The organism is Olleya sp. Hel_I_94 (assembly GCF_007827365.1).
In the GTDB taxonomy this organism is placed as follows: domain Bacteria; phylum Bacteroidota; class Bacteroidia; order Flavobacteriales; family Flavobacteriaceae; genus Olleya.
The window spans coordinates 2,644,863-2,659,175 of the sequence record NZ_VISI01000002.1 but is presented as its reverse complement, the minus strand read 5'-3'; the positions used below and the strand labels follow the sequence as shown (position 1 = coordinate 2,659,175).

8 protein-coding genes are annotated in these 14,313 nt (G+C 33.6%); 4 read left to right on the top strand and 4 right to left on the bottom strand.

The genetic code is table 11. The features are described 5' to 3' along the window. The first annotated feature begins 50 nt into the window (after positions 1 to 50). A complete protein-coding gene (dxs, locus tag JM82_RS15030; RefSeq protein WP_145005899.1) occupies positions 51 to 1,820 on the top strand; it encodes a 1-deoxy-D-xylulose-5-phosphate synthase in 1,770 nt (589 codons plus the stop codon). A 41-nt stretch (positions 1,821 to 1,861) separates the two neighbouring features. On the opposite strand, the gene JM82_RS15025 is transcribed toward dxs, so the two are convergent. From JM82_RS15025 to dgt, 3 genes are all read right to left on the bottom strand, one after another. Further along, positions 1,862 to 2,572, bottom strand: coding sequence for a hypothetical protein (locus tag JM82_RS15025; protein ID WP_145005895.1), 711 nt, complete (start codon positions 2,570 to 2,572; stop codon positions 1,862 to 1,864). A gap of 6 nt (positions 2,573 to 2,578) precedes the next feature. Then, positions 2,579 to 6,607, bottom strand: a complete 4,029-nt coding sequence (locus JM82_RS15020; protein WP_145005891.1) for a thrombospondin type 3 repeat-containing protein — start codon at positions 6,605 to 6,607, stop codon at positions 2,579 to 2,581. Between the two features lie 91 nt (positions 6,608 to 6,698). After that, positions 6,699 to 8,042: a dGTP triphosphohydrolase gene (gene dgt, locus JM82_RS15015; protein ID WP_145005888.1), complete on the bottom strand. Its 1,344-nt coding sequence runs from the start codon at positions 8,040 to 8,042 to the stop codon at positions 6,699 to 6,701. 202 nt (positions 8,043 to 8,244) lie between these two features. Here dgt and JM82_RS15010 point away from each other — a divergent pair, with 202 nt between their 5' ends. Together JM82_RS15010 and JM82_RS15005 are read left to right on the top strand one after the other, a co-directional pair. Next, positions 8,245 to 11,049 (top strand): TonB-dependent receptor, encoded by a 2,805-nt coding sequence (locus JM82_RS15010; protein ID WP_145005884.1) that lies wholly within the window; start codon positions 8,245 to 8,247, stop codon positions 11,047 to 11,049. 44 nt (positions 11,050 to 11,093) lie between these two features. Then, complete coding sequence (locus JM82_RS15005; RefSeq protein WP_145005881.1) at positions 11,094 to 12,263, top strand: multidrug transporter; 1,170 nt, start codon at positions 11,094 to 11,096, stop codon at positions 12,261 to 12,263. 62 nt (positions 12,264 to 12,325) lie between these two features. On the opposite strand, the gene JM82_RS15000 is transcribed toward JM82_RS15005, so the two are convergent. Further along, positions 12,326 to 12,685 carry a toxin-antitoxin system YwqK family antitoxin gene (locus JM82_RS15000; RefSeq protein ID WP_145005878.1) on the bottom strand — a complete coding sequence of 120 codons (360 nt, stop codon included), beginning with the start codon at positions 12,683 to 12,685 and terminating at the stop codon, positions 12,326 to 12,328. Positions 12,686 to 13,075: 390 nt separating this feature from the next. On the opposite strand from JM82_RS15000, the gene JM82_RS14995 reads away from it, so the two are divergent. After that, positions 13,076 to 14,278 carry a porin gene (locus tag JM82_RS14995; protein ID WP_145005875.1) on the top strand — a complete coding sequence of 401 codons (1,203 nt, stop codon included), beginning with the start codon at positions 13,076 to 13,078 and terminating at the stop codon, positions 14,276 to 14,278. Positions 14,279 to 14,313: the final 35 nt, after the last annotated feature.

Here is a 14,313-nt window from a genome sequence, read left to right as displayed (position 1 = left end):
TGACTATTAAAAATCAAAAATACAATTTCAAGTACTACATTTGTAAAGCAATGACTAAATTCCTTAATAAAATACAAAACCCAACACAGCTTCGTCTTTTAAAACAAGACGACTTACCTATTATTGCTAAAGAACTTCGTGATTTTATTATCAATATTGTAGCCACAAAAGAAGGACATCTTGGCGCAAGTCTTGGTGTGATAGAGTTAACTATTGCAATTCATTATGTATTTAATACACCAAAAGACCAGTTGGTCTGGGATGTTGGACACCAAGCCTATGGACATAAAATTTTAACTGGTAGACGCGATACTTTTGAAACCAACAGACAACTTGGTGGTTTAAGCGGTTTTCCAAACAGGTCAGAAAGCAACTTTGATACGTTTGGTGTTGGACACTCCTCTACTTCTATATCTGCAGCTTTGGGTATGGCAATTGCCTCTAAATTAAAAGGCGATTTAAACACACAACATATTGCAGTAATTGGCGATGCTTCTATAGCAAGCGGAATGGCTTTTGAAGGCTTAAATCACGCAGGTGTTACAGATGCCAATCTATTAGTTATTTTAAACGACAATGCTATTGGTATTGACCCAAGTGTTGGTGCTTTGAAACAATACTTAACCAACGTCAAAAAAGGTACCGAAAAACAAGACAATATTTTTGAAGCTTTAAATTTTGACTATTCTGGACCAATAGATGGGCACGATTTACCACTATTAATTGCAGAATTAAAGCGTTTAAAAAACGTAAAAGGCCCAAAGTTTTTGCACGTTATAACCACCAAAGGAAAAGGGTTACGTCAAGCCGAAGAAAACCAAGTCACTTATCATGCTCCAGGAAAGTTTAATAAAGATACTGGCGAGCTAAACCCAAAATCAAACATAAAACAAGCTCCAAAATACCAAGATGTTTTTGGACATACTATTGTTGAACTAGCGCATCAAAACAAAAAAATAATTGGGATTACACCAGCAATGCCAACAGGAAGCTCTTTAAAATACATGATGGAGCAAATTCCGGAGCGTGCCTTTGATGTTGGAATTGCAGAACAGCATGCTGTTACCTTTGCTGCAGGATTGGCTACACAAGGTATGGTTCCGTTTTGTAATATCTACTCAACCTTTTTACAACGTGCCTATGACCAAGTGATACATGACGTTGCTTTACAAAACTTACCTGTCATTTTCTGTTTGGATCGTGCAGGATTGGTTGGTGAAGATGGAGCAACACATCATGGTGTTTACGATTTATCTTATTTACGTTGCATCCCTAACTTGATAATTTTTGCACCAAGAAATGAAGTCGAGTTACGTAACATTATGTACACTGCACAGTTGGGTTTAAAACAGCCCATTGCTATTAGATACCCAAGAGGACGTGGTCAAAATTTAGATTGGCAGCAACCGTTTTCTAAAATTGAAATCGGTACAGGTGAATGCATAAAACAAGGGACAACAACCGCAATTCTTTCTATTGGTAATATGGCTAAAAATGTTACTGAAGCATTCGATTTCATGGAAGACACCTCAGCATTTTCTCATTACGACATGCGATTTGTAAAACCATTAGATGTAGATATGCTTCATAAAATATTTAAAACACATACGACTATTGTTACTATTGAAGATGCTTCAGTTATAGGTGGATTTGGTAGTGCAATAGCTGAATTTTCAGCAAAACATAATTATAAAAATACGGTAATCCTAAAAGGGATTCCGGATCAGTTTATTGAACACGGAACCGTTTTAGAATTGCAACAATCTATTCAGCTTGACTCTAAAAGTCTAAGTGAATTACTAAAAAAAATGGCAGACTAAAAAATTAGTCTGCCATTTAAAATTATAAGGTAAATAGTGTATTAATTTGTTGTAAACGACCACTCTTGACCAATACTTTTTACTCCGTTATTATCTTTAGTATCCACTCTCCAATAATATGTTGTAGCCGCAACAGTAGTTACATCAAAAGTTGATGTTGCTAAATCTAATTGACTTACAGCAGGATTTGTAGAAGTCCCAAAATATAAATCATAAGTTAATGTATCTCCTGCATCTACATCTGAACCTGTCCAATCTAAAGTTGTTGTTCCTGCAGCTACAAAAGCATCTAAAGCTGGTGCATTTAATGCTGCTGTAAATGGAGCATAATTAGCCACTCCGTTACCTTCGGTATAAAATGCTAAGGTAGGTGATGCTGCTGCATTATCCTCGCCATCTGAAGCCATAACGTTCCAATAATACGCTGTTCCTGCTCCTAATTGGATTGTTATTGAAGTATTAGTGGTTGTTTGTTGTGCTACGATGTTAGTTTGGTCTCTATCTGTTGCAATTCTGATTGTATATTCTAAAACATCATTATCTACATCTGTTGCTGCAGCCCATTCAAATGTAATGTTACTATCTATACATAACAAATCTGAACTTGGGTACACTAAATTTGAGACTGCTGTTGGAGCAGTATTTGGTACCGCTGGAGCTGCACCTCCTCCATCATCACTACTGCTACTGCAAGACGCACTAAAAAATGCTGTTATTGCTAATACAGGTATTAATTTAAATATCTTATTCATCTTTCTTTATTTTTTTATAATTTTTAAAACCTCTGGAGTATCTAAATCTACTTTAATAAAATAGATTCCTGAATTTAGATTAGCAAAAGGAACTTGAATATAATTTGCACTAGTTTTTTGGTAATTATTATTAAGTACTAACTTACCTGTAACGTCATAAATTTGAATTCCGATTGTAGATTTAGAATCTGAACTTGGAATTGCTATTTTAAGATTATCAATTACTGGATTAGGACTAGCTTTTAAACTTATCGCATTTTGAATTGTTTTTCTAAAAGTACCTTCACATGCTTTTGCTGTTTTTATCTCTAACTCTCCATTACCAACAAGATCTAAATCAAAATTAGTTTCAGAAGTTATCATGATAACTTCTTGGTTATATAATACTGTAAATGGAGCTGTACCTCTACTAACTTCTACATTGGTAGTATCTGAATTAAGAGTATTGTTATTAGCAATCTGCAATTCTATTACACCAGCTTCATCTATATTAATTTCAAAACATTGCTCGTAATCTATTGCAATATCATCTACAGAAACACAAACTGTGTAAGAGCCAACAGGTAAATCTTCAAAAGTATAGGTGTCATTAGTAAACGATTGAGATAAGTTTAATCCATTACCTACTAAAGTTGCAACGTAATCCACATAAGTTTCATTAACCGTAACTACTACTTTTCCATTATCTTGACCATCGCAAGTTTCTGAAATAATTTGTAAAGCAATATTGTCTGCATTAGTATAACTAGTATCACAAACATCACCAATTCCGTTTCCGTTAGTATCTTGCTGATCTGTATTTGACACTGTTATACAGTTATCTACATCATCAAAAATAGTGTCACCATCTGTATCTTGACACGCATCTCCAACGCCATTTCCGTCTGCATCCTCTTGACCAGGATTCGCTATTAATGGACAGTTATCATTTATATCTAATATTCCGTCACCATCTGTATCTTGACATGCATCTCCAATACCGTTTCCGTCTGCATCTGCTTGATCTGCATTAGCTGTATTAACACAATTATCGACTCCGTTTAGAACACCATCACCATCTTCGTCACCATTTGCATCAATTTTAAACTCTCCAGAAAAGATTCCTCTACCATAAGTTGAAGCAAACACCATATTATCATCTCTTAAATCTAGGTCTGTTACTTTAACATTTGACATTCCGTTAAAAGCTTGACTCCAGTTTGGATTAGCATCAGAGAAATTATTTGTAAACCAAACGCCTAATTCTGTTCCAATAATAACTTCGTTAGGACTTAAAGGATTTTGTAAAATTGCTTTAACTGGCATATCGGGTAAATCTCCTTCTTTAGCTTGCCATACCAAACCACCATCGTTAGAATACCAAATACTCTCTACACCATAATTATGAATAGTTAAGAAAATTTCGTTTTCAGTAGCTCCAAATTCTACATCAGAAACACTTCCAAAAATCACATTTGAAGGATCTAATTTAGTAAATGTTGGTGTGGCTAAATTTGCATTTTCTATTAAAAACACATCTCCTAGAATTGTACCAACTAATACTTTTGACGACGTTGTAGTGTAAGGAGAAACTGTAAACGCAGTTGGTGTGCTTGTTAATAACGGATCTGTTAAACTTGCTGCTTGAAGTGTAGACTGAGATTTAATCCCAGAATATCTTCTAATAATACTATTTCCTCCTGACGAGTAATTAGAATATAAAATATCTAAATTAGAATCTAATGCTTGAGGATTTATAAACGCTCCATTTGAAGCAGTTTCATTGTTAATGGTAACATTAGAACTTGTTGCAAAATTATAAACGTTAATCCCTGAATTATACACGTAGTTTCTTACAAAATATTGATCTGTTCCGTCTTGGTCAAAAAATGTAAAAGCACCATCTCCACCATAAGCTTCAATCGTAGCATCTGTTTGATTTGGACTAGCATTTTCAAATAATTGTGTTCCATTATCTTGTAATCCTCCTGCAAAATAATCTCCTGTAAAAGCTGTTGTTGGAGCTACACCTACCGTATAGAATTGCGAGGTGTTAAAATCTTTATTTCTTGACGTTGTATTTGATCCTGCATTTGCAGAATAATAAACACCTCCATCGTTACCAAAAGCAACTACTGTTGATGATCCATTTGCAAAGGTCATTGCATGCTGATCTGCATGAACTAAAGAAATATTTAAACTTGCAAGGTTATTATTATTTGACCATTTAGAGATTTGACTCCAGTTAGCACCTGCATTATTTGACTTAAATAAATCAATACCTCCTGCAAATATAGTTTGGTCATTATTAGGGTCTACCTCTAACATTAAATCGTAAAACGCCTGACCTCTTGTAAAGTCATTTGCTGGAATACCAGTATCTGCATCGTTAGGCAAACTCATTGTTAAGTTATTTGTAAAAGCGTCAACTGTTTTTTCCATTAAAACTGGAGCTGCAGCATTACTACCTTGTGCTAATACGTAAACCACATCTGCATTAGATGACGAAACCGCTATTTGCGTTCTAGTAGCATCTGGAACAGTACGTTTAACTGTAAACGTTACACCATCAGTAGAGTTAAGGATGTTTCCTCCACCATCACCAAAAACTGTACTATTCGTGGTTGATAACCAAATTTTGTTATCTGCACCAATTTCGATGTCGTTTGGACAAAACTTATTACCTAAAGTTGTTGTTGGTAAATTTACTTCGTTCCAATTTGTACCGTTATCAATTGATTTATATAATCCAAACTCTGGACCTGTCAAAAATGTTGCTGTACTTGCTGCTCCATAAAAACTATCTCCTGCTGCTACATACACTTCTGAAACACCATTATTATCTCTTACTTTAATATCGTTTATAAATTGTATTCCTGGAACTAAATTACCATTTAAAATACCAATTTGCGGATTTAAAGACCCTGTTACAGTACCTGCATTAATAGCTGCTTCAATAAGATCTCCATCTGCTTGAGATATCATAACTGCAGGAATTACAATTGAGTCATCATCTCCTGACATATTAATTAATGCGTCATCCACATTGTTCATTATTATAGCTCCAATTGCTCCAGCATCTTGTGCTGATTTAACTTTTTCAATAAATGTACAAACCCCTCTTCTTATCAAAGCGATTTTTCCAGTCATATCTATAGTTGATGGTCCACAACCTTCATTAGGATTATTGGATGTTTGACCGTTAGTACCTGTAAATGGTACAGATCCATCCGCTAAAATAAACTCGGCTGTAATTACAGTATCAATACTTCCTCCAAAAATGCTTGTAGGATTAGAGATATAATCTCCAGCAATACTGCTTGGCGCATTAACCGTAATATTATTTATAATAGTTTGTGCTGTTGTTGGTCCAGAGATACCTCCTAAAACTTTAGCCCAAGTTGTACCTGCATCTTCAGACTTCCAAACGCCATCTCCATTTACATCTCCTCCAACGTAAGACTCTCCTGTTCCAACATAAAAAATGTTAGTATTATTTGGATCATAAGTGATACAGCTAACTGCTAAATTTTCTGGAATATCAATTCTAGTCCAGCTAGAATTAGCGTCAGAAATATTAGTGTTTTTCCATAAACCTCCACTAACTCCACCTGCAAAAAGGGTTTGGTTAGTTGTATCATTAGGATCAAACATAATAGCTCTTGTTCTACCTCCAACATTATTAGGACCTCTTTCTGTCCAACTATTATCAATAGCATCTCCAGGTACTCTACCTGAAGCTAAAAAGGCTTGTCTTTTAGCTTGTTGAGCCTCTCTAATTTGTTTAAGATTTTCTGTTGTTGGTCTTCCTAAAATAGGATCCATTGTTAACTCCCATTCTTGTTCGTAGTATTTGTTAGGAGTTAATCCAGCAGCTTTTCTTTCTGGTTTAGTTAATTTTAAAACGTCTTTAAAAGGACTATTTTCTAAATGTTTTTTGTGAATTTCTTTAGCGTTAGCCATCTCAGAAATTTCAGAGTTTTTTACTTTAGTTAGGGTAAAAAAAGCAAGACATACTAAAACGCATGACGTTAGGATAATAATTTTCTTCTTCATTTTATTTTTTTAAGAGCATAAAAATACCGGTTTTTAATATTTTTTTAAGAGTTTTATTGTTAAAAATTCATTTTATTACAAGAAATACAAATTATAAACTAAACCCTTTTATTTTTCTGTATTCAATAATTGCTTGACTATCAGACATTAAAGACACATAATGACATACATTTAGCAATCTTACATACAAACTATCTGTATTAAAGTCTAATGTTGACGGTAAACCTTTCATTATTAGCTTATCATAATTAGTAGCTTTTCCTAAAAAAGTATTATTGACAGCTTTACTGTAAGTATTTAATAATGAATTTAATATTTGGTAACCAGCAATTTCTTTATCTACTACATCTTTAGATTGATACACTTTATTAATGCTTAATTTTATAATATCATTGATTTGTGCTTCATACTTACTTTTATCCAATAAGCTAATACTAAACTGACCGTTAAGTATAGCTTCTTCGTTATCCATAAATATGGTTACTGCTTCGTTAATTAATGTATTAATAGCTAATGCACGTAAATAACTTACCCTATCCTTAGTATTAGTTAGCTTATGGTATTTATTAGTGTTAATGGAGTTTCGAACTAAATTAATAAGATATTCTAACGCATACTCCTCTTCAATTAATCCTAGATTAATTCCGTCTTCAAAGTCTATTATTGTATAACATATATCGTCTGCAGCTTCAACTAAAAAAGCTAAAGGATGACGAGAGTAGCTTAAGTTGGCAGCATCACCTCTTGGAATTAAACCTAACTCTTCTGCAACGTCTTTAAATGATTCTTTTTCGGTTTGAAAAAAACCATACTTTTTATCTGCAATATGTTGAGTTGGTTTTTTAGGTAATGAGGCTTTGGGGTATTTAGTAAAAGCGCCTAGCGTAGCATAGCTTAATCTTAAACCACCTTCTCTTCCTGCACGACTTTGCGTAACAATTTTAAAACCGTTTGCATTACCTTCAAAATCACATAAATCTTGATATTGACTATCGGTTAAATCATGCTTGTAATACTGTCCTTCACCAGAAATAAAAAATTCGCCAATTGCTTTTTCACCTGAATGCCCAAAAGGCGGATTACCTATATCATGTGCTAATGCTGCTGAAGCTACAATTGCACCAAAATCGTTGGGCAAATAGCCATGTATATTTTGAAGATGTGGATGCTTTTCCAAAATTTTTTGTCCAACTTTTCTACCTAAAGAGCGTCCCACAACACTAACCTCTAAACTATGGGTTAATCGTGTATGCACAAAGTCTGTTTTAGACAATGGTATTACTTGCGTCTTATCCTGAAGGCTTCTAAACTCTGACGAAAAAATGACACGGTCATAATCTACTTCAAAACCTAATCTGGTCTCATCTTGTTCTTTTCTTAATCTTTTATTAGTGTCGCCAAAGCGCTTTAACGATAGTAATTGCTCCCAATTCATATACAAAATTTAGTATTGCAAGATAACTATTTGAAAAATAAAGCAAAGTACTTTCTAATGTTAACTTAATGTTTACAAAAAGTGATACCAAAACGACCCTGTTAACCTTTAGCTAACTTTTTGGTGACTAACTATTAATCTGCAGTTAACCTTGACTTTACAACATCAAGGTTTCTTTGCACCAAGAATTTTAATAGTCAAAATGAAAAATTTAACATACTTACTTTTTGCTTTATTTAGCATCGCAACTTATTCTCAAAATGGTTCGATATCAGGAACTTTAACTGATAAAGAATTTAACGACGAACCGCTAGCATTTGCCAACATCTTAATTAAAGGCACTACTATAGGTACAACATCTGATGATAATGGTCAATATCAAATTACCGACCTTAAGCCAGGTGCGTATAATATAGAATTTAGTTTTGTTGGTTACCAAACACAAACTATTGCTGCTACAGTGGAAGCTGGAAAAACAACAACAATTGATGTTGCAATGGGAGCAAGTGCTGCGTCTTTAGACGAAGTAATTTTAGAAACGGTTACTACCAAGCGTGAAAGTGAAACTGCATTGCTGTTAGACCAGAAAAAAGCGGTCGAAATCAAACAAAGTATTGGTGCAGAAGAATTATCAAGAAAAGGAGTTAGTGATGCTGCTGGTGCTGTTGCCAAAATATCTGGTGTATCTAAGCAAGAAGGATCAAGCAACGTATATGTAAGAGGTCTTGGAGACAGATACCTTAACACAACTATGAATGGATTATCATTACCATCTAATGATGTTAACAAGAAAAACATTGATTTAAATCTATTTTCATCAGACGTTATTCAAAACGTGTCGATAAGTAAAGCTTATGCTTCTCAATTTTACGGAGACTTTGCTGCTGGAAATGTAGATATCACTTCTAAAGAACATAAAGGTGGTAGCTTTGCAACTGCTTTTACAGGTAGTGGCTTTAACACTAATGCTATTGACAAAAACTTTGTACGTAGTGAAGGTACAGGTTACTTTGGTTTTTATGGTAGAAATGAGCATAATCCATTTGCAATTATATTATCTCATGGTGTAGATCCTGTAGCTGTAGACACACCAATAAATGTGGCTTATGGTGCATCAGGTGGTAGCTCTTTTAATTTTGAAAACGGTTCTAGATTAAGCTTTTTTGTAACTGGTGGATTTGAAAACAACTACGAATACAGACAAGGTAGGTCAGTAGATTTTTCTACAGTGGAGAAAAAAGCATTTGAAGCTGCTGAAGAATATGAGTATTCTACAACCTCAACAGCTATGGCTAATATTAATTACAAAATAAACTCTGATAATAACCTAAGTTTTAATTCTGTATTTATTAATAGCTCTTCTGACGAAGTTGGATATTATGGAACAGATGGTAATGGAAGAAGCAGAGATGCCATCCTAAACACAGATAAAGGGTTTTACCAACAAAACATACAATTTGATCAAACAAAAATGTTTGTCAATCAATTAATAGGAAATCATAAATCGGGTAATTTTGAATTAGATTGGGGATTTGGATACAACAAAGTATTTTCTGATCAACCAGACCGTAAGCGTTTTAGTGTAGAAAACTATGATTATGCTTTAGATAATGATCCTACAACAAACCCAACCTTTTACAGCAATGTAGTATTTGATAACCAACGTTACTTTCAAAAAATTGAAGATGACGAATATAACGGTCGCATCAATTTAGCTTACGAAGTTAATGACAATCTTAAGTTTAACTTTGGATACAATGGTCGTAACAAAACAAGACAATTTAATAATGTTAGATACGGTTACGATATAGTTGATAGTAATTATCAAATAACAGATGTAAACAACTTTGATTCAGTTTTTAATCTTGACAACTTAAATCTTACTGAATCGTCAAACGGTTTATACGAAATTAAAGTACTAAAACCTTACCCAACACTTTCTAATACTAACAGACCTGGACTTTTTGAAAACACTTACAATGGAAAGCTTAATATTTATGCTGGATATGTAGATGCCCAAATTAAAGCAGGAGAAAAATGGTTGTTTGTACCAGGCGTAAGATTAGAAAACTTTGAGCAAAGTATTGATTATAACGTGATCAACTTAGGAAACAATGGTGTAGACTCTAAAGTATCTGAAGAAACATTTATTTTACCAAGTTTAAACATTAAATACAGCCTAACGGATGATCAAAACCTAAGATTATCTGCAAGTAAAACAGTATCTACACCAGAGTTTAAAGAAATAGCTCCTTTTGTTTACGAAGACGTATCAACTCGTATAGGTGGTAATCCAGATGCACTTGGTTACTCTGAAGTTTTAAATATTGATTTAAAATATGAGTGGTTTTTTAGTAAAAGCGAAATCTTTTCTATAGGTGCATTTACAAAACAAATTGACAACCCAATCAACCTAGTGGTAGTAGGTGACGCTACAGGAACACAACGTTATGTAAGAACAGGAGATCAAGCAACTGTTTATGGTGTTGAAGTTGAATTAAGAAAAGACCTATTAGTGGACGCAGATCAAAACACCAATTTATCATTTGGAGTTAATGCCACTTACATGAAAACTAAACAAGATTTATATGACAACATAGATGGTACTTTTGATTTAGCTTTCAATAAAACCGAAGATGAATTACAAGGTGCTTCACCATTTATTCTAAATGCAGACATCAGCTATTCTCCAACATTTAAAAACTACAAGCCTGTTGCCAACTTAGTCTTTTCATACTTCTCTGACCGTATCGACGCATTGGGTTCTGGTGATTTAGGAAACATTGTAGAAAAAAGCGTACCAACATTAGACTTTATCTGGAAAAACACAATCAATGATAATTTTGAAATCAACTTAAGCGCTAAAAACCTTTTAGACCCAACTATTCAATACGTTAGAGAAGACCAAAACCAAGGCGATGTATTAGTAGTATCTGCAAACGGAAAAGGTGTTACAGATTATAAAAGAGGTATGAATATAGGACTTCAACTTAAATATAAATTTTAATAAACATAACACAAAAACATAGTACAACTAAAAAACTAAAAACAATGAAAAAACAAATAATTTTAGGCTTAGCATTAGCAGCAACAGTATTCTCTTGCTCAACTGATGACACATCTGATATTGTAATTAACGACAATAGTGTAACCAATAATACGTCTGGAGGAGGTTCAACGGACCCTTCAACTATTTTCCTATCTGGTACTTATACTGAAGATTTAACATTAGACGCTAACAACACTTACAAGTTAAATGGATCTTTAATCATGGCAAGCGGAACCACTTTAACTATTCCACCATGTATGACTATTAAGGCATTATCATCTGGAGCAGATGTATATATTGCAATATCTCAGGGTGCACAAATCATAGCTAATGGTACTGCTGATTGTCCTATTGTTTTTACATCTGATGCTGCAAGTCCTGCTGCTGGAGATTGGGGAGGATTAATATTATTAGGAAAAGCACCTATCAACTCTGTTACAGGAACAAACACTGCAACTTCAGAGATTGCAAGTTTACCTTACGGAGGAAATACTGCTAATGACAATTCTGGATCTTTAAGCTATGTACGTGTTGAGTATTCTGGTGGTGCAGCAGATGGACAATCTGAAAATAACGGATTCTCTTTTTATGGTGTAGGTAACGGAACGTCTGTAAACTACATCCAGGCTTTTGCAGGAAAAGATGATGGAATCGAATTTTTTGGAGGAACAGTTAATGCAAGCTACATCTCTGTAATCAATGCAGAAGATGACTCTGTAGACTGGACTGAAGGTTTTTCTGGAACATTAAATAATGTATACATCTCTAATAGAGCATCAGACGATAAAGCAATAGAAGCTGATGGTTACAATACAGACTTTAGTAATGCTACAGGAATATTTTCTAAGCCAACTTTAAATAATGTATCTATTATTGGAGAAGGTTCAGCTAACTCATCAGAAGCGGTTAGATTAAGAGCTGGTACACAAGGTATATTTAGCAACATAATGATTACAGGATATGCTGAAGGTTTTGATTTAGATGATGCTGACACAGGAAACGGAGTTGTAAGTGACGATCTTCAGGTAACAGGAGTAACTTTTGTTGACGTTTTAACTAAAGTTAAAAATGATACTACTGTAACTTTCACAGATGCTGACTTTTATACTGCAGAAGGTTCTGCAACTGGAACAGATTACACAACTTGGGGAGCTGGTTGGACAATCAATTAAACCAAAATATATATCAAAAAAAAAGCCTTGCAAATGCAAGGCTTTTTTTTTGATATAATAACTTAATTACTAGTAGCTACTGGATTTTTTACTTCCCACTCGCTAACATTAGCAATTTTGTTATTAGTATAATCTACTTCTTTAAGAGTGGTATCATTCCAATAAAACCACTTGCCGACTTTTTTACCATTATCATAACTTGCTGAAACTTGTTTCTTGCCTGCTGTATCAAAACTTAACCACTCACCTTGTAACTTACCATCTGTCGTATAAGCTCCTGTTTGGCTTACAACTCCATTGTCGTGATAATAAACAACTTCTATTAAGTTAGTGTTTTTATTAAGTTTTAAATCCCTTTTGTCTTGAGCAAAAGAAACCACAGTAAATAAAAAAGCAATTGAAACTAAAATTGATTTCTTCATAATTATGGGTTTTAACATTATACTTCAAAGATACACAATTCATAACATTTATGCAACATTTACGTAACATTAAATTAACATTGGAATTATAAAGCACTGAAAAACAATCGTTAAACAAATTAAATTAACATAATAATCCTTAATAATTACATAATATTAGGGTTACATTAAAATCACTTTGTGTGGTGATATTTGTTGGTGTCTTAAGACAACACAATTAGCATTTCATATAATCTATTAGTTTTTGTCGACTACATTATTATGATTTCTAATGAGACTGCTTTTGGCCAAAGCAGTCTTTTTTTATTAATTTTATAAGGTTAATACTTAGGAAACATTAAGTTAACATTAGAGTTATTTCTTTGCAGCGACAAAAACTAATACCTTTTAATGAAACTTATTTTATCTGTTGCACTATTATTGTGCATAACCTTAACTGTGCGTGCTCAAGAAATTAGTGATACGTCCTTTGGTAAAGGACTAATTAATTTTATAGCAAAGGACAGTTCTTTTAGTATAAAATTTGCACCTCGCTTTCAGGTTAGATCTATATCCTCTTGGGATCATGATGGGTCGCAATATACTAGTCCAGAACACAACTTTATTGTGCGACGTGCACGTTTAAAGTTTGATGGTTTTGCCTACAGTCCAAAATTAAAATACAAAATAGAATTAGGTTTATCTAACAGAGATCTTTCTGGTGCAAACCAATTTAATCGTAATACACCTAGATATATTTTAGATGCTGTAATTATGTGGCAATTTGCTGATAATTGGGAGCTTTGGGCTGGACAAACAAAATTACCTGGTAATGTAGAGCGTGTTGTGTCATCCGCAAATTTGCAATTAATTGATCGTTCTTTATTAAACAGTCGTTTTAATATTGATCGTGACTTAGGATTACAATTACGTCGCACATCAAACTTAGGAGGTAATTTTTTAATGCGTCAAAAATTAGCTATTTCTCAAGGCGAAGGTCGTAATGTCTCGGAAGGTAACGAAGGTGGTCTACAATATACAGGTCGTTTAGAGTTTTTACCTTTTGGTAAGTTTCAATCTAAAGGAGCCTATATTCAAGCAGATTTAAAAAGAGAATCTAAACCTAAATTAATGTTAGGTTTTACTTATAATTTTAACGAAAACGCTGTACGCGAACGAAGCGGTTTAGGCGACTACATGTTTAAAAGTGATGGTACATTGTATGAAACCAACATATCTACTATTTTTGCAGATGTTATGTTTAAATACAAAGGATTTTCATTTATGGGAGAATATGCTAATAGAGAGGCCGATCAACCTATAGCAATTGACACAGATGGTACAACACCAACTGGAGATATTGTTTTAACTGGTAAAGCCCTAAATTTACAAGCAGGCTATTTATTTAAAAGTAATTATGAAATTGCAGCTAGATACACTACATTAACTTATGATGCTGTAACCGGAAACTTACCGACAGATCAGTACACTTTAGGAGGATCTAGATACATTGTTGGACACAAACTAAAAGTACAAACAGATTTAAGTTACACAACTGTAAGCGGTAACGAAGATAACATTACCTTTAGACTTGGATTTGACCTTCATTTTTAACAATAAAACATAACATTGTCATAACATTGCACTCA